We start from the raw sequence: 15,920 nt of genomic DNA, 5'->3' as shown, positions 1-15,920 counted from the left end.
AACAGGAAAAAACGGCGACCAACCGGCAACAACATCCTCTAATCCGCCGCCGAATCGGCGCGCGCGCCGAGCGCGACGCCGTTCGGGTGGTCCGGCGCTCGAACGAAGACGGCCGTCAGCCGTGCGCGCGAGTCAGACCAGCGCCTCTTCGAGGAGCTGGAGCGGGTGCTTGATGTCGTAGCCCGTGCCGTGTTCCATCTGCATCGAGCAGGTGGGACACTCGGTCATGCCGACGCTCCCCTGGGCGTGCTCCATGTGGTCGAACATGTCCGCGCCGATCTGCATCGACTTGTCGTACTTCTCTTCCTTCCAGCCGTAGGTTCCCGAGATGCCGGAACAGGAGTCGCCCACGTCCTCGATTTCGACGCCGTCGAGCTGGCGGAACAGCTCGACCGCCTGCCGGTCGAGGCCCTGATTGCGGCCGTGACACGGCGCGTGGTACGCGAAGGCTTGGTCGTCGACCGAGGCTTCCCGAACCGCGCCTTCGAGGTCCTCGTGGATGCGCAGGTACTCCAGCGCCTCGTAGGTGTGCGCCGAGAGGTCCTCGATGCCGTCGATGTCGAACAGTTCTGGGTACTCCTGGCGGAGCGACATCGAACAGGAGGTACACGACGCGATGATGTCGTAGCCCTCGGGGATGAGCCCCGCGAAGTTGTCGACGTTGATGCCGGCGGCGCGCTTGGCGTCGTCGAGCATCCCGTTTGCGAACATCGGCGTCCCCGAACAGCGCTGCTTGGGGACGACGACCTCGTAGCCGAACGACTCGAAGACGCGGACCATCGCCTTGCCCACCTCGGGCGTGTTGTAGTTGGAGTAACAGCCGTGGAAGTAGGCGACGCGCTTTTCCTCGGAGCGGACCTGCGGGCCGCCGCGTTCGTTCCACCACTCGCGGAACGTCTGGGTGGCGAACTCGGGGAAGTCGCGCTCGGCCGTGATGCCGAGCAGTTTCTCGTTTATCTGCTGGACGACCGAGTTGCCCATGACGGCGTTCGCCAGCCGGGGGAACATGCCGCCCAACTGGGCGAGCGTGCCGTAGTTGGCGAGGATGCGGTTGCGGATGTACTCCCGCGAGAGCTTGTCCATCTGCTCGTCGACGTACTCGCCGCGGGCCGTGTTGTGCATCTGGCTGAGCGGGACGCCCGAGGGACAGGCGTCGTCACAGCGCATGCAGTTCGAACACGACATGATGGAGTCGTCGACGGCCTCGTCTTCCTTGCGCTTGAGCCGCCACTGCTCCGGCCCCTGGAACTTCGGCCCGGGGAACTCGTCGTCGACTTCCGCGACCGGACAGGACACGTCGCAGGCGGTGCATTTGTAGCAGTTGTCCGCGCCGGGACGGAGGTCCATGTCGGTGCTGTCGGGGAACACCTCGACGGCCTCGAAGTCGTCTGTCTGTGCGTCGGGGGTCAAAGTCGGGTTGCCTGGGGATTCTGCGTCACTCATCTGGTTGCCTCCTCGCCCGCGAGTCGGCCGGCGACGGCACCCGTCGCCAGCGAGACGCCGCTCGCGGATTTCTCGCGCGCCACGTCGGCACCGCCGACGACGCCGCCCGCGGCGCGCAGGTTCTCGAAGTGCGGTTCGCCGTCTTCGTCGGTCGGCCGGAGTTCGTCGTCGGGGACGACGCCGAAGCGCGCGAACGCGTGGTCGTCGAACGCCTCGGGTTCGGACCAGTCGTAGCGGTCCTCGGGATGCGGGACGTGACAGCCGAAGACGGGCTCTGTGACCGACTCGCGGTCGGAGTCGAGGCCCTTGCCGACGAGGCCGCCCGTCGCGAGGACGACCTGGTCGGCCGAGTAGGGCGTCGGTCGGCTCTTCTGGTCGACGATGACGGTCTCGACGCGGCCGTCGTCGGCCTCGAAGTCGACCGCCGGGTTGCCCGCGGCGATGCGGACGCCCGCTTCGTCGAGCGCGTCGAACAGCATGTCTTCGAGCTTGAGTCCGAGCAGGCTCGGCGGGCCGGTCGGCACCTCGAAGACGGGGACGCCGAGGCGGTCCGAAAGCTCCGCGCGAACGTCCTCGTCGCGGTCGTCGCCGAGCATCGCCGGGAAGCCGACGCGCGACTCGCCGTCTAACTCGTCGGCGACGGTGTCAGCGAGGACGGAGCGGACCGTGCCGCCGTCCACGTCCTCGTCGCGGTCGAGCGCCTTGGCGAACCGGGTCACCTTCGCGTCGGCGCGGAACCGCTTGGGGAACTCGACGGTGACGCCGCGGGCCGAAAACGGCACGCCGGCGGCCGCGAGGTGGTCGGCTGCGACTGGCGCGTCGAAGTCCGTGAGACCCGCGAAGCCGACGAGCAGCGTGTCGCCCGACGAACTGGCGAGGCCGGGCGCGACCGACGCGGGATACCGAGCGGTCGGCTTCACCGCACCGCCGTGGGTCATCACGAGCGCGTTCGAATCGGTGTGGCCGCCGCGGTAAGCGTCACCGACCGCCTCGTCGAAGATGCGGAGACCGGCGCGGACGCCGTCCTCGCCGACGACGCGGTAGGGGTGGCTCTCCGGGAGCGCGTCGAGGCCGGCGTAGGGGTCCGAGAGGGGACCGTCGCCGCCGGCGTAGCCGAGCACGTCCACGAGGCCGCTGGCCTGTCGGAGCGTGCTCTTCTTGTGGGCGAGCAGGCGCACGCGAGCGCCCGTCTCCGCGGCCGAGAGCGCGGCCGTGCAGGCGGCGATGCCGCCGCCGACGACGAGCACGTCGTCAGTTATCGCCATCTGCACCTCCGAGCGCGTCGTCGTCCGCGCGGTCCGCGGCCCGTTCGCGGCCGCCGTCTGCCACCGCGCCGCCGGACGCGACGCCCGAGGCGTCGCCCTCCGAAGCGCCGCCGTCGTCGAAGGCGGCGAAGTCGATGTCGGCGTCGGCCGCGGCGGGGTCCTCGTCGCGGTTCATCGTCGCCGCGTGGAGCATGTGCTTCAGCGCGGTCTGGGAGAGCTGCGTACCCCACATGGCGTGGCGCTCGCCCTTCCAGCGCTCCTGATAGAGGTCGTCGAGGGAGGCGCGGACGGTCTCCTCGTCGTACTCGGGCGCGAGTTCGTTCGCCATCCGGTGACAGCAAATCGCGCCCTGACAGTTGCCCATCGAGGCGCGCGTCTGGATGCGCACGGAGTTGAGGTCCGTGCCCGCGGTGTCGAGGGCGTCCTGAATCTCCGCGCGGGTGACGGCCTCGCACTCGCAGACGACCGGGTTGGGGTCGACGCTGTTGAGGACTTCGTCGGCGCGCGAGCCGAGGCGCTGGGCCGACCGGCGGCCGATGGGCGACCGCAGGCCGAAGTCGTCCATGTAGTCGCGGAGGACGGTGAAGTCCTCGCTGCCCGGGAGCGGCTCGTCAGCGGTGCGGCACTCGGCGTCGACGCCGAGCTTCTCGCAGACGTGGTCCGAAATCTGTTCGGCCATCATCCGGTAGGTCGTGAGCTTGCCGCCGACGATGCTCGTCATGCCCGGCAGGTCGTCGCGGTCGGCGTGGTCCAACAGGAAGAACTCGCGGGTGATGTCCGTCGGGTCCTCCGTGCCGGTGCCCGGCGGCTCGTACAGCGGGCGGACGCCCCAGAAGGAGCGAATCGTCCGCGCCTCGGCCAGCATGGGCACGAGCTCCGACAGCGTCTCTATCATCAGGTCGACCTCCCAGCCCTCCTCGGGGTAGTCCTCCGGGTCCTCGACCTCCTCGTCGGTCGTCCCGAGGATGCACGTCGTCTCGTGGGGGACGATGATGTCGGCGTCGCCCTTCGGCCGACAGCGGTTGACGACCGTGTCGACCTGCCGGGTGTTCATGATGGTCATGACACCCTTCGAGGGGCGGACTTCGACGTCGACGCCCGCGAGGTCACCGATTTGGCCGGCCCACGCGCCGGTCGCGTTGACGACGTAGTCGGCGCGGATTTCCTCGACCTCGCCGGGTTCGCCGTGGACGTACGGGCCGGTGCCGGTCTGGTGGGTGACCTCGACGCCGACGACCTCGCCGTCCTCGACGAGCACGTCCGTGACCTCGGAGTGCGTCTCGATGCGCGCGCCGTGTTCGACGGCGCTCGCGGCGTTCGCCACGCAGAGGCGGAACGGGTCGACCGCGCCGTCGGGGACCTTGATGGCGCGCTTGATGTCCTTCGCGAGGTACGGCTCTATCTCCCGGGCCTCCTCGGCGGACAGCACCTCGGCGGGGATGCCGCACTCGCGGCAGCCCTCCAGTTTCTTCTCGAAGTACTCGTCGGAGTCCTCGGGTCGCTGGACGAACAGCCCGCCCGTCATCTCGACGCAGTGGCCCGCGATTCGCCGCAGGACCCGGTTTTCCTCGATACACTCCTTGGCGGACGGCTGGTCCGACACCGCGTACCGGCCCCCGCTGTGGAGGAGTCCGTGCATCCGCCCCGTCGTCCCGTGTGTGAGGTTCCCCTTCTCGACGAGGGTCACGTCCAGCCCGCGCATCGCGAGGTCGCGCGCGATGCCCGTGCCGGTCGACCCCCCGCCAATGACGAGGACGCTCGGCGATTTTTTCATCTGTCTTTCGTGAGGTAGGACCGACGGCACTTTATTTTACCTTCACTCGTCTCGCGCCCCGTTCGTCTCACAGAACGGACCACTTCACAGACCGGAATGCCATCGTAGTGGTCGTAGAATACCGTATCTCGGCGTTTCTACGCCGAATCAAAACGACGGCAATAATTCAAAATTATTGTTGCTATTAGTTACGATTGCTTCGAGCTCGGCGGTCGTCACGAACCTCTCAACTGCCTTTGAAGCGCTCCGGACGGCCGATTTCAGTGTTTCGTGTTCTCATTCCACACGGCGGCTGTCGGTAGTGGTCGGTTTTTAGGCGTGCGCCGGATACCGTCAGCCACGGAACGTTCCACGCCATGCGCCTCGAAGACAGAATCACCAGGCGGCGTCGGCGCGGCGGGAAGAGACGGCGGCTCGTCCGAGACCTGAGCGCGCTCGACCCGACGGCTCATCCCCGAGAGCCGACCGGCCGCGGTCCGACGCTCGAACGCATTCTCGACCATCTCGACCCGGTGTTCGACGGGGAGTTGCCGCCCGTCGCTCACGTCCACGGGCCGAAGGGCGTCGGGAAGTCGGCGGTCGTCGCGGCGCTGTTCGAACACCTCGCCAGCGCCCTCCCCGCCCGACGGTCGGTCATCCACACCGCGACGCGGACCGCCGCCACGCCGACGACCTCGTTCGCCTACGTCGACGCTCGGGACGCTCCGACCGAGTTCGCGCTCCTTCACGCGGCGCTCGAAACGCTCTCGAAGGAGTCGGTGCCCTCGCAGGGCGTCGGCGTCGAGGCGCTCCGCGAGCGGCTCACGGCGCGGGTCGCCCACGACGAACGCGCGGTCGTCGCCGTCGACCACGTCGGCGAGCCGGAGACCGTCTCCGCGGCGACGGCGGTCGAGACGCTCTCGTCGGTGTCGCCGCACGTCTCGGTGCTCACCGTCGGCCGCGACCCGCGGAGCGACGCGACCGAAGCCGGTGATGACGACGACGTAACCGACGCGACCGACGCGGCGTCCATCGCCGTCTCGGCCTACGAGCGCCACAGCCTCGTCGATATCCTCGTCGCGCGTGCGTCGGACGGCGTCGCCCACAACGCGCTCCCGCACGAGGCGACGCGCGAGGTGGCCGAGTGGGCCGACGGCGACGCCCACGACGCGCTGTCGGCGCTCTACGGGGCGGCGACGCTCGCCGCGGCCGACGGTGCGGACACAATCGACACCGAGTACGTCTGCGCCGGCATCGACGCCGTCCCCGACGACGGCTGTTCGCTCGGCCGCGTGTTCGCGCTCCCCGAGAGCCGCCGGCGCGTCCTCCGGGCGTTCGTCGCGCTCGACGACGAGGAGACGGCCTCGGTCTCGACGGCAACCGAGCACATCGCCGCGTCGCCGCGGGTGTCGCTGTCGCCGGCGACCGTCCGGCGCGTCCTCTACGAGCTTTCGGACCTCGGCATCGTGCGCCGGATTTCGGACTCCGACTCCACCGACGGCCCGGGCAGACCGGCGACGCGACCCGTCCCGAACTTCTCGACGCTGGCGTTCCGCGGGCTGGACGACGCCGAGCGCTGAGGCGTCGGCGCTCGCCGCCACGAGTTCGCCGGCGGCGTCGAGAGCGCAGGCCGCGGCGCGGTTCTCCCCGACCGCCGAACCTTTTTCCCCCGTCGCCCAACTCCGGGTATGGTTCCGCCGCTCGTACTCGACATCGACGGGACGCTCACCGACGCGGACGGACATCTCGACCCCCGCGCGTTCGAGGTGCTCCCGGCGTGGGACGCGCCCGTCATCCTCGCCACCGGCAAGGCGTTTCCGTACCCGGTCTCGCTGTGTCACTATCTCGGCCTCCCGCAGACCGTCATCGCGGAGAACGGCGGGGTCGTCCTCGCAGACGGCGAGGTGACGTTCACCGGCGACCGCGAGGCCGCGCAGGCCGCCGCCGACGAGTTCGTCGCCCGCGGCGGCGACCTCGGCTGGGACGCCGCGGACACCGCGAATCGCTGGCGCGAGACCGAAATCATCGCCCGTCTCGACGCCGACGAGGCGCTCCTCCGGGCAGTCGCAGACGAGTTCGACGTCGAAGTCATCGACACCGGCTTCGCCTACCACATCAAGACGCCGGGGGTCGAGAAGGGCGTCGGCCTCGAACGCGTCTGCGAGACGATGGACTACGACCCGGTGGACTTCGTCGCCGTCGGCGACAGCGTCAACGACGCCTCGACGTTCCGGGTCGCCGGGCGGTCGTACGCCGTCGCCAACGCGGACGACGTAGCCAAGGAGGCCGCCGACACGGTGCTCGACCAGTCGTACATGGACGGCACGCTGTCGGTGCTCGACTCGCTCCGAGAAGAAGACGTGGCGTAGCCGCCGACCGCGCGCGCCGCTCGTCGGCGTCTTAGGCCGGTTCCTCGAAGGGAGCGAAGCGGCCGTTGATGTCCCACTCGTGGATGCAGTAGGGGCTTCCGACCCGTTTCTCGCCGTCCGTCTCGGCGACGAGCCACGTCGCGGCGTCGTCGTCCCAGCGTTCCACCCGACCGCAGCGCTCGCAGGCGCGTCGCGTCGGCCGTCGAAGTTGGGGTTCCATACCTGTGAGACCGACTGCCGGGCAAAAAAGCCCATCGTCGTCGGCAGTTTCGCGGGCGGTCGCTCGGACCCGCGCCGACCCGCGCTGACCCGCTCCGACCCGACCCGACCCGGTGGCGGACTGACTCACCGGCGGCTATGCACGAGACAAACACGACTCGAGGAGGAACCGATGGGACTTACGGCTCGGGACGCGGAGTAAATCGCATGGGCTTTCACACCTTCGACGCCGACAGGGCGGCGAAACTGGACGACCCCGCGAGATTCCGGTTCGTCTCGCGGGAGGAACTGCTCTCGCACCTCGGCGTCGCGCCCGAACGCATCGTCGCCGATCTCGGAAGCGGCACCGGTTTTTTCACCGACGAGGTCGCCCCGCACGTCGGCACGCTCTACGCAGTCGACGTGCAGGCGGTCATGCACGACTACTACCGCGAGAAGGGCGCGCCCGACAACGTCGAGTTCGTCACGGCCGACGTGGCGTCGCTCCCGTTCGACGACGACCACCTCGACGCCGCCTTCTCGACGATGACCTACCACGAGTTCGCCACCGACGAGGCGCTCGCCGAACTCGCTCGCGTCGTCCGTCCCGGCGGTACCGTGGTCGTGGTCGACTGGTCCACATCCGGCTCGGGCGAGGACGGCCCGCCGCGAGACGAGCGATTCGGCCTCGGCGACGCCGTCTCCGCGCTCGAAGCGGCCGGCTTCACCGTCACCCACGGCGAGACCCGACGCGAGACGTTCGTCTGCGTCGCCCGGCGCTGACGCGAACGAGCCTGTGAAGTGACCTCCGTTGGAATTGGACAGTGAGCCGTGCAGAAGTTGATTCGCTCCTCGTTCGAGTGCCCATGCTGGCTTAGAATATTAATATCCTAGAGTAATTTGGTGAATATCAGGACAACGCTTACCACAAAATCCATGGTATAATATACCATGGTATTACATAACTCAGTAATCGACGACTATCATCCGACCGAGGGGTATTACGAGTGTCGTTCCTGTCGGACTCGGACCGTCAGCGCGAGCCACCTGTCGGAGTGTCCCGACTGCGGCGGGTCGGTTCGAAACATCGCCGTCGCCCGCGAGTGAGGCGCGAGTCGCGCGATTCCGCACGTCATCGAGTTCGGACGACCGACCGACTTCCTTCTCACGGGGCACCGGAGCATCCCGCGTCGACGCGCCGCACCGATGCGCGCTCACGACTCGATGACGTCCGTGTACCGGTCGACGAGTAGGACGACCGCCGCGCCGACGACCGCGGCCACGGCGAACGCGGCGTAGAGCTCCGTCGTCCACGACCGTCCGGCGTCGACGAGCGCGGCGGTGCTCTCCACCACGGGCGCGCGGAGCGCGCCGACGATGAGACTCACGAGGAACGCGAGCGTCGCCCGCCTGTAATGTTCGAGCGCCCAGCGGACGACGTGCGCGATGCTGAACAGGCCGACGACGGCTCCGACCATGAACGTGACGACGACCGTCCCCGGTTCGACGACGACCGACAGCGGTGCGCCGCCGGCGACGTCGAGAAGGCTGTCGATGAACGCGTTGAGCGCCGCGTTCATGTACTCGTACTGCCCGAGAATCAACAGGATGAGCGACCCGGAGACGCCGGGGAGAATCATCGCGCTGACGGCGATGCCGCCGGCGACCGCAATCGCGGGCAGCGAGTGTCCGAACGCGCCGCCGCTCCCGCCGGAGGCGACGAACGCGAGGCCGAACCCGGCGACGGCCGCCGCGATTTGACGCGGGCCGTCGAGCGACACTTGGGCGTACAGCACGACCGCCGACGCGGCGATGAGCCCGAAGAAAAAGCCGTAGGTGGGCACCGGCGCGTCGTTGAGCGCGATGTGGAGCACGCGCATCACGGTCACGATGGCGGTGGCGATACCCGCGCCGAGGGCGAGCAGGAAGCCGACGTCGACTTCGCGCATCGCCGCGACCGCGTCGGCCCGGCGTCCGGGGACGACGACGCCGAGGGCGCGCTTGATTCGGCCGGGTGTGATGGCCGTCACCGCGCTGATGAGTCGCTCGTAGATACCGGTGATAAGCGCGATTGTGCCACCCGAGACGCCCGGCACGGCGTCGGCGGCACCCATGCAGACGCCTTTCAGGTAGATGAGAAGCCACGAGAGCCGGGGAGTGTCCCCGTCTGAATTCCTCGCCATTTCGTTGTCGGACCCTCTCTCGGGGAGGATATCAGTCCACCGCTACGTGATTCCGGCTGTTCCCTCAGTGAACTACGGGACTCGGAAAGAATCAAACCACCTGGCATTCACAACTCTACCAATGGAGCTCAGTATCATCGGGAGTGGGTACGTCGGCACGACTATCGCGGCGTGCTTCGCTGAACTCGGACACGACGTCGTCAACGTGGACATCGACGAAGACATCGTCGCCTCACTCAACGATGGGCAGGCCCCGATTCACGAGCCCGGACTGGCCGACCTCGTCGAACGGTACGCGGGAGACCGACTCCGAGCGACGACCGACTACGACGAGATTCTCGACACGGACGCGACGTTCCTCGCCCTGCCGACCCCGTCGAACGACGACGGCAGTATCGACCTCGGCGCGATGAAAGCCGCAGCGACCTCGCTCGGTGAGACGCTGGCCCGGAAAGACGATTCGCACCTCGTCGTCACCAAGAGCACGGTCGTTCCGAGGACGACGGTCGACGTCATCGGGCCGCGAATCGAAGAGGCCTCGGGGAAACGCGTCGGCGACGGGTTCGATATCGCGATGAACCCCGAGTTCCTCCGCGAAGGCACCGCCGTCGACGACTTCCTTTCTCCGGACAAAATCGTTCTCGGCGCGCAGACCGACCGGGCGTACGAGACGCTAGCCGAGATTTTCGCCCCGCTCGTCGAACGCGCCGGGAACCCGCCCGTCGTCAAGACCGGCATCAGCGAAGCCGAGATGATAAAGTACGCCAACAACGCCTTCCTCGCGTCGAAGATTAGCCTCGCCAACGACCTCGCGAACATCTGCAAGGAGTTCGGCGTCGACTCCGCGGAAGTGTTGGGGAGCATCGGCCTCGACTCCCGTATCGGGTCGGCGTTCCTCGGTGCGGGTCTCGGCTGGGGCGGGTCGTGTTTCCCGAAGGACACGGCCGCCATCATCGCCGCCGCCCGCGCTCAAGGCTACGAACCGCGCCTCTTGCAGGCCGCCGTCGACGTCAACGACGGCCAACCGGAGCGTATGCTCGACCTCCTCCGCGAGCGATTCGACCTTGACGGCAAGCGCGTCGCCGTGCTCGGACTCGCGTTCAAGCCCGGCACCGACGACATCCGGAAATCCCGAGCGATTTTACTCATTCAGGCGCTCCTCGACGCAGGGGCCGATGTCGTCGGCTACGACCCCGTCGCCACCGGGAACATGCGGGAGCGGTTCCCCGATATCGAGTACGCCGACTCGGCCGCGGACGCGCTCGCAGACGCCGACGCGGCGCTCGTCGCGACCGACTGGGACGAGTTCGCGGCGCTCGACGACGAGTTCGACGCCATGCGCTCGCCCGTCGTCATCGACGGTCGTCGCATCGTCACTCGACGCGAGGGCATCGACTACGAATCGCTCGTGTAAAGGGATTTCACGTCGCTCGTCCGAATCTCACTCACGGATCGCTCGTCTGCGTCGGCCCCGCGGACCGCTCCCGAGCGGATTCTTCGGTCACTCCGTCCGATAGCCGCTGGCTAGTTCGAAAAGCGGTGACCGGTGTCGCAGAAGACGCGAAAAAAAGCGTCGTTCGTCGCCGTTCGTTTCGTTACGAGGCGACCGTGACGGCTCCCGGCGCCGAGACCGAGGCCGATGTCGATTCGTTCGTCTGCGAGTCGTCGGACGTGCTGTCCTCGGACGAGCCATCCTCGGACGAGGAGTCGCCGGGCAGGTCGAGTTCCTGTTCGTTCCGTTCGAGGGTGACCTGCACGGTACCGTCTTCGGCACCGTTGACGAGGCCCTCGTCGACGGCGACGTTCTCCGCCTGGTAGCTGACGATGGTGCTGTTCCCGGTGACCGAGGTCGGCCCGGTGAACGCGTAGCCGCCCGCCGCGCGGACGCTGACGTTCGTGTAGCCGTTGTCCGGGCCGTACTCGTCGTAGCCGGTCGTGGAGTACGGGAGCGTCATCGTGAACTCACCGTCGGCGTCGGTCTGCGCCTGCTGCGTGTAGGTGAAGTTCGTGCCAGTCGTCAAGTCGCGCATCTGGACGCGCGCGGTCACCGTCGTGTTGGCCGGGGCACCGCTGCCGTCGACCGTCGCGCCGGGGACGCGCTCGAACGTCTTGACCCACGCGGGGTTGTTGGGGACGAGCGCCTGCGGCTGGAGGCCGTAGGTGTTGCCCTCGCTGATGAGCGACCGCTGGTAGGACCCCGAGCGGAGCGCCGAGCTGTTCGAGGACTTCACGAGGCGGTAGTGTTCGAGGGCGGACACGCGCTCCTCGGGGAACGCGCCGATACCGCCGATCTGGGAGGTCGGGTCGTTCGCGACGTACTCCTCCGCGGCGCTCATGTTGTCGAACGTCCTGACCGCCTGCCCGTCCGAGGGCGTCACTCTGAACGTGGTCGAGCCGTCGGCGGACGTACGTTCTTCCCAGTCGACGACGATTGGTGACGCCTCGCGGGCGCTGCCGTGGTACGCGTAGAGCCGGATCATCAGGCTCTCGTAGTACCGCTGGTCTTTGAGGCTCGACGCGGCGGCGACAGTCGTTTGCTCGCCCTGTTCTTGCAGGCGGAACATTGGGTTGTAGAAGTCCGACCTGGAGATGTTCGACTCGTCGTAGAAGACGGTCGGCGCGCTGAACTTCGCGTCGGTCGAAGCCATCTGCCAGTCGACCATGACGTAGCGGGTCTGGTCGCCTTCGCCGTCGTCACCCATCGAGGTGAGAACCGACTCAGCCTGCTGTTCGTCTTCGGCGAGGAGGTAGTTCGCTGCCTCGGTGGCACCTCCTTGGAACGGGTTCGCGTTCGGGATGCGCTCGCCGAGGACGGTAATCCAGTGACCGTAGTCCCACCAAGACATGACGCCGTACGAACCGTCCGGATAGTCGAAGTCGTCTGTGTACTCGTACGTCCCGTAGTACTCCATCCGGTTCGATTCGCCGCCGAACTCACCTTCTGCGGGTGTGTTGTTCTGCATCCAGGTGAGGCTCCCGTCCCACTGAGTGACCGTTCCTGGACCGGTCTGGGACGCTTGCATGGCGGTCTGAGACACGCCGCCGTTGCCGAGTTGAATCGGGATGATGAGAACGGGCGTGAGGATGAGGAGGACGGCAATCACGACTGCTGCGACCTGCCCATACGAGATGTCGTCGAAGCGCTCGACGTTCGCGAGGCCGATGAAGTCGATTCCGAGGGCCTCTCGGAGGAGGTAGGCGTTCATCACCGCGACGACCACCGCGAGGTAGTAGTTGAAACGAACCTGCGTGAACGCTGCTGACGTGATGATGGCTGCCCACACGAGGACGAACAGACGTTCGCTCTCGTAGTCGGCTTGCATCACTGCGCCCACGATGAGTGCGGTGACGATGGTGAGGCTAACGAGCGACGATTCGACGCCCAGGGCACTGCCGATTCCTGCTGGAAGCGCCGGTATCAAGAAGAGCACTCCGATGAGGGCGAGACTCCCGACAGCGTATCCGATCTTCCGCGAGTTTCCACCCTTGACAAGCGGTTTCGCGACGAGCCACACTGCCGCGAGAGCACCTGTGAAGAAGGTGAAGCCGTACTCGGACATGATACGGCCGACAGCAGTCTGACCGTTCGACTGGAGTACGTTTGCTGCGAGGAACGGCTGGGCTTCACTGATGGTTCGGGTCGCAGCGCCGGCGCTGAACCCAACCGTACGGAGGAAGTTGCGTGCAATCGAATCGAAAACAGTCGGAAGGACGAGAGAAAACAGCACTATCCCGACAAGCATGGTTCCGCCAACCACCGCAGGATAGTATCGCTCGTCGACGTCGTTCGATTCCCACCACCGGGCGAGTGCGGCGAGGAACACAGCACCGAGGGCGACGCCGAGTGAGAACAGTGGCTGCAAGAAGCCGAAGTCGGTCACCCCGAATCCCGGTTCCTCGATTGGAATGAACATCAGTAAGCCGGTGACCGTCATCGAGATGGCACCGACGAACGCAGTGTGTTCGGGCGACCGACCGCGGACGTAGTCGGAAGCCATCTTCAGGACCAAAAAGAGGCCAAAGATACCGACGAGAAGGATTCCCGGTGGCCACGACCACATGTAGATGGCCGTTGCGACACCGGCGAGAACGGACCACTTCAGGGGTTCACGGAGCGCATCGAGGTCGCGTGCCGCAACGAGTTCCCAGACGGGTTTCTCTCTGTCGGCAACCGTGAGGGCGATCATGATCGCGAGGACGGCAAAGCCCATGAAGAACGGTTCTACGATATTGTGATCTGCAAACCCAACGAGCCCACGTTGGAGGAACGCTCCTGGGAGCAGCATCAGAATAACCGCACCGAAGAGCCCACCGAGACGGCCACCGAGACGCTTCCCAATAAGGTAGGTTGGGATAACGGTTAACGCACCGAAGACGGCCGGGGCGACCAAGAGCGCCTTGGCTACGAGGTCTGATGACGGGCTTCCCAGACCGACGACGAGCGCCGCGGTCGCGACGAGTTGGTCGTAAATTGTCCCGAACTGACCTGCGGTCCGGCCGAACGGGAATTCGGTCCACGGATCGAACGGCATCGTCGCGGGCCAGTTCCGGACGGTGTATTCCACCTGGCGAAGATGATACCAGGCGTCGTTTCCTGAGAAGAACACTGTGCCCTCTCGAATGAATGCGTCATAACTGCGGAGGCGTATCCACAGCATGACGAGAATAATAGTCGAGAGGACCGGTATGTGATACCAGTCGCGAGCGAGATCCGCTATGGAGGGCGAATACTTTGTTTGCTCGTCACTCATTGTGACCAACAACCGCCAAGCCGTTCATAAGCCTTGTGATAGTCTGTGTCGGTAGAAATAGCTAGTTACAAATCGAAGGACAATGCTTATTCGGGACTCCTCGGTAACTCCGACTTATGAAAGTCTCCGTCGTGGTCTGTACGTACTCGATGGAACGGTACGAGTCATTCTCCGAGACCGTCGAGAGTGTCCTCGCACAGACCTACGAACCCCTCGAGCTCGTCATCGTTGTCGATGGGAACGAAGAGGTGTTCGACCGCGTGCAAGACGACTTCGGTGACATCGACGGCGTCGTTCTGCACTGTAACGACGAGAACCGCGGTATCTCGTACAGTCGGACCAAAGGTGCTGAGCTCGGAACCGGCGACGTCGTCGCGATGATTGATGACGACGCAACGGCAGAACCCGATTGGGTCGAGACGCTCGTCGAAACCTATGAAAACAATCCGGATGCGGTCGCTGTCGGCGGTACCGTCGTCCCCGACTGGGTCGCTCGCAAACCAGATTTCTTTCCAGAAGAGTTCTACTGGCTCGTCGGGTGTGACGAACGTGGGTTCGGCGAGCACATGGAGGAGGTTCGGAACACCTACGGCTCGAACATCTCCTTCAAGCGCGACGTTTTTCTCGAAGTGGGCGGCTACGACACGAACACCGGTCGAAAAGGTGACAAACACGTCCAGGCACACGAAGCACCCGTCTGCATTCGTATCTACGAACAGACGGGCGAGCGCGTCATCTATAACAAACAGGCGCGCGTGAATCACAAACTCTTCGAATATCGAACTGAGTTTGACTGGCTCGTCTTTCGTTCGTTCTGGCAGGGCTACTCGAAGCGCGTGATGGACTTGTTGTATCCACAAGCGTCAGATGATAAAAACGCGTATCTGAAGGACTTGATGCTCGTCTACGTTGTTGACCGACTCAAGAATCTCGTCAAAGACCCGTCGCTGGCGCAGGTCCAACAATTGATTGCTATCTTCGTTTTCACTGCGGCGGTTGGATTTGGATACGTCTACGGTTTGTTGACGCCGAACCTCGTGGAGAAGACGAATAATTAGTTGGCGTTTCAGCGGCTGTTCCCGCGAACGTATCGGACGTACTCACGATAATACCCGAGGGCGCGAACTCCTGTCATCACTACCGAGAGAACGCCGAAGAGCAGTCGCTCGAAATCGAGACCGGCCGACTCCTCATCGGGCGACTTCACGCCACTCGGACGTGGCGGAATCCCGGGACGGCCGAACCGCTCGGCATAGTACTCTTGCCGCTGACACAAGCCGCGGCCGACGCGAAGTTCTTTTTTCACCAGCGACGAGAACGAATCTCGAACTGGGTGGTACAGTGTCGCCGCCGGTGCAAACGCTTGCCTGTACCCGGCGTTTGCGACTCGACTGCCGAATTCCGAGTCACCGCCCGAAACGAGACGCTCGTCGAACGGGCCGACATCGTCGACGACCTCCCGACTGACGAGTAGCCCGCACGTCGGAGCGTACTGCTGCTGACGAATATACTGCGCTATGGGAAAGGCGGTCCGTGCGTCAAACCTTGCTGCTAACGTGTCTTCCTCATCGATAACCAGTTTGACGTTGCACCCGACGTACGCTGCCTCACCCATCGCGTCAACCGCCGTTTCAAGCCACGAATCGTCCATGGACATGTCGGCGTCGACGAACGCAAATATCTCCCCCGTCGCCTGTTCTATGCCAGCGTTTCGGGCGGCGTACGACCCCTGGATTTCGTCTTCGACGACGAGTGTGACGTTCTCGTGCTCGCGTTCGAACTGACGAATCACGTCACGCGTTTCGTCTGTCGACCCGTTGTCGATGGGGAGTATGTTTACTCTCTCCGTCGGGTACGTCTGTTTGGTCAGCGCAGTCAGTGTGTCACGTATTCCTGCGGGGTCGTTATAAACTGGAACGATTACAGAGACTGTTGGAAGGGGTGACTCACCCGCCATT

The 15,920-nt window shown here is 65.4% G+C and carries 13 protein-coding genes; 6 read left to right on the top strand and 7 right to left on the bottom strand.

Annotated features, from left to right (window positions below; all coding sequences use genetic code 11):
* Positions 1 to 132: 132 nt before the first annotated feature.
* Genes ACSR87_RS00285 through glpA form a run of 3 tightly spaced genes read right to left on the bottom strand, consistent with a single transcriptional unit; the run spans position 133 to position 4,482 of the window.
* Entirely contained in the window at positions 133 to 1,443 is a 1,311-nt protein-coding gene (locus ACSR87_RS00285) for an anaerobic glycerol-3-phosphate dehydrogenase subunit C (RefSeq protein ID WP_498529097.1), read from the bottom strand.
* Entirely contained in the window at positions 1,440 to 2,708 is a 1,269-nt protein-coding gene (glpB, locus tag ACSR87_RS00280) for a glycerol-3-phosphate dehydrogenase subunit GlpB (protein ID WP_498529096.1), read from the bottom strand. Before glpB ends, ACSR87_RS00285 begins: the two co-directional genes overlap by 4 nt.
* A complete protein-coding gene (gene glpA / locus ACSR87_RS00275) occupies positions 2,695 to 4,482 on the bottom strand; it encodes an anaerobic glycerol-3-phosphate dehydrogenase subunit GlpA (protein ID WP_498529095.1) in 1,788 nt (595 codons plus the stop codon). Before glpA ends, glpB begins: the two co-directional genes overlap by 14 nt.
* Positions 4,483 to 4,838: 356 nt before the next feature.
* On the opposite strand from glpA, the gene ACSR87_RS00270 reads away from it, so the two are divergent.
* Both ACSR87_RS00270 and ACSR87_RS00265 read left to right on the top strand, forming a co-directional pair.
* The gene (locus ACSR87_RS00270; RefSeq protein ID WP_498529094.1) at positions 4,839 to 6,041 is read left to right on the top strand and encodes a Cdc6/Cdc18 family protein; all 1,203 of its coding nucleotides are present in this window, start codon (positions 4,839 to 4,841) and stop codon (positions 6,039 to 6,041) included.
* A gap of 108 nt (positions 6,042 to 6,149) precedes the next feature.
* The gene (locus ACSR87_RS00265; protein ID WP_498529093.1) at positions 6,150 to 6,830 is read left to right on the top strand and encodes a phosphoglycolate phosphatase; all 681 of its coding nucleotides are present in this window, start codon (positions 6,150 to 6,152) and stop codon (positions 6,828 to 6,830) included.
* A 31-nt stretch (positions 6,831 to 6,861) separates the two neighbouring features.
* On the opposite strand, the gene ACSR87_RS00260 is transcribed toward ACSR87_RS00265, so the two are convergent.
* On the bottom strand, positions 6,862 to 7,050 hold the full coding sequence (locus tag ACSR87_RS00260) for an HEWD family protein (protein WP_013035288.1): 189 nt from the start codon (positions 7,048 to 7,050) through the stop codon (positions 6,862 to 6,864).
* Between the two features lie 206 nt (positions 7,051 to 7,256).
* On the opposite strand from ACSR87_RS00260, the gene ACSR87_RS00255 reads away from it, so the two are divergent.
* A complete protein-coding gene (locus ACSR87_RS00255; protein ID WP_498529092.1) occupies positions 7,257 to 7,811 on the top strand; it encodes a class I SAM-dependent methyltransferase in 555 nt (184 codons plus the stop codon).
* Between the two features lie 168 nt (positions 7,812 to 7,979).
* A complete protein-coding gene (locus ACSR87_RS00250) occupies positions 7,980 to 8,135 on the top strand; it encodes a rubrerythrin-like domain-containing protein (protein ID WP_004041411.1) in 156 nt (51 codons plus the stop codon).
* A 107-nt stretch (positions 8,136 to 8,242) separates the two neighbouring features.
* Here ACSR87_RS00250 and ACSR87_RS00245 read toward each other — a convergent pair whose 3' ends face one another.
* Positions 8,243 to 9,211, bottom strand: a complete 969-nt coding sequence (locus ACSR87_RS00245) for a DUF368 domain-containing protein (RefSeq protein ID WP_498529091.1) — start codon at positions 9,209 to 9,211, stop codon at positions 8,243 to 8,245.
* Positions 9,212 to 9,332: 121 nt separating this feature from the next.
* Between ACSR87_RS00245 and aglM the strand changes: the two genes are divergently transcribed.
* The gene (aglM, locus tag ACSR87_RS00240) at positions 9,333 to 10,625 is read left to right on the top strand and encodes a UDP-glucose 6-dehydrogenase AglM (protein ID WP_498529090.1); all 1,293 of its coding nucleotides are present in this window, start codon (positions 9,333 to 9,335) and stop codon (positions 10,623 to 10,625) included.
* Between the two features lie 181 nt (positions 10,626 to 10,806).
* Here aglM and ACSR87_RS00235 read toward each other — a convergent pair whose 3' ends face one another.
* Complete coding sequence (locus ACSR87_RS00235; protein ID WP_498529089.1) at positions 10,807 to 13,962, bottom strand: oligosaccharyl transferase, archaeosortase A system-associated; 3,156 nt, start codon at positions 13,960 to 13,962, stop codon at positions 10,807 to 10,809.
* A 116-nt stretch (positions 13,963 to 14,078) separates the two neighbouring features.
* On the opposite strand from ACSR87_RS00235, the gene aglG reads away from it, so the two are divergent.
* Positions 14,079 to 15,020: a glucosyl-dolichyl phosphate glucuronosyltransferase gene (aglG, locus tag ACSR87_RS00230; RefSeq protein WP_498529088.1), complete on the top strand. Its 942-nt coding sequence runs from the start codon at positions 14,079 to 14,081 to the stop codon at positions 15,018 to 15,020.
* Between the two features lie 8 nt (positions 15,021 to 15,028).
* On the opposite strand, the gene ACSR87_RS00225 is transcribed toward aglG, so the two are convergent.
* Positions 15,029 to 15,919, bottom strand: coding sequence for a glycosyltransferase family 2 protein (locus ACSR87_RS00225; protein WP_498529087.1), 891 nt, complete (start codon positions 15,917 to 15,919; stop codon positions 15,029 to 15,031).
* Between the last annotated feature and the right edge of the window lies 1 nt (position 15,920).

The sequence above is a fragment of the Haloferax sp. SDI50 genome (assembly GCF_059802635.1).
Note: the sequence above shows the minus strand (reverse complement) of the source record. Positions and strands in the feature narration are given on the sequence as shown.

Excerpts from the sequence above, each read along its gene's own strand:
- ACSR87_RS00235 (WP_498529089.1), bottom strand. The coding sequence starts at position 13,962 with ATGAGTGACGAGCAAACAAAGTATTCGCCCTCCATAGCGGATCTCGCT.
- ACSR87_RS00225 (WP_498529087.1), bottom strand. The coding sequence starts at position 15,919 with ATGGCGGGTGAGTCACCCCTTCCAACAGTCTCTGTAATCGTTCCAGTT.
- ACSR87_RS00250 (WP_004041411.1), top strand. The coding sequence starts at position 7,980 with ATGGTATTACATAACTCAGTAATCGACGACTATCATCCGACCGAGGGG.
- ACSR87_RS00270 (WP_498529094.1), top strand. The coding sequence starts at position 4,839 with ATGCGCCTCGAAGACAGAATCACCAGGCGGCGTCGGCGCGGCGGGAAG.
- ACSR87_RS00255 (WP_498529092.1), top strand. The coding sequence starts at position 7,257 with ATGGGCTTTCACACCTTCGACGCCGACAGGGCGGCGAAACTGGACGAC.
- ACSR87_RS00245 (WP_498529091.1), bottom strand. The coding sequence starts at position 9,211 with ATGGCGAGGAATTCAGACGGGGACACTCCCCGGCTCTCGTGGCTTCTC.
- aglM (WP_498529090.1), top strand. The coding sequence starts at position 9,333 with ATGGAGCTCAGTATCATCGGGAGTGGGTACGTCGGCACGACTATCGCG.
- ACSR87_RS00285 (WP_498529097.1), bottom strand. The coding sequence starts at position 1,443 with ATGAGTGACGCAGAATCCCCAGGCAACCCGACTTTGACCCCCGACGCA.
- glpB (WP_498529096.1), bottom strand. The coding sequence starts at position 2,708 with ATGGCGATAACTGACGACGTGCTCGTCGTCGGCGGCGGCATCGCCGCC.
- aglG (WP_498529088.1), top strand. The coding sequence starts at position 14,079 with ATGAAAGTCTCCGTCGTGGTCTGTACGTACTCGATGGAACGGTACGAG.
- ACSR87_RS00265 (WP_498529093.1), top strand. The coding sequence starts at position 6,150 with ATGGTTCCGCCGCTCGTACTCGACATCGACGGGACGCTCACCGACGCG.
- glpA (WP_498529095.1), bottom strand. The coding sequence starts at position 4,482 with ATGAAAAAATCGCCGAGCGTCCTCGTCATTGGCGGGGGGTCGACCGGC.
- ACSR87_RS00260 (WP_013035288.1), bottom strand. The coding sequence starts at position 7,050 with ATGGAACCCCAACTTCGACGGCCGACGCGACGCGCCTGCGAGCGCTGC.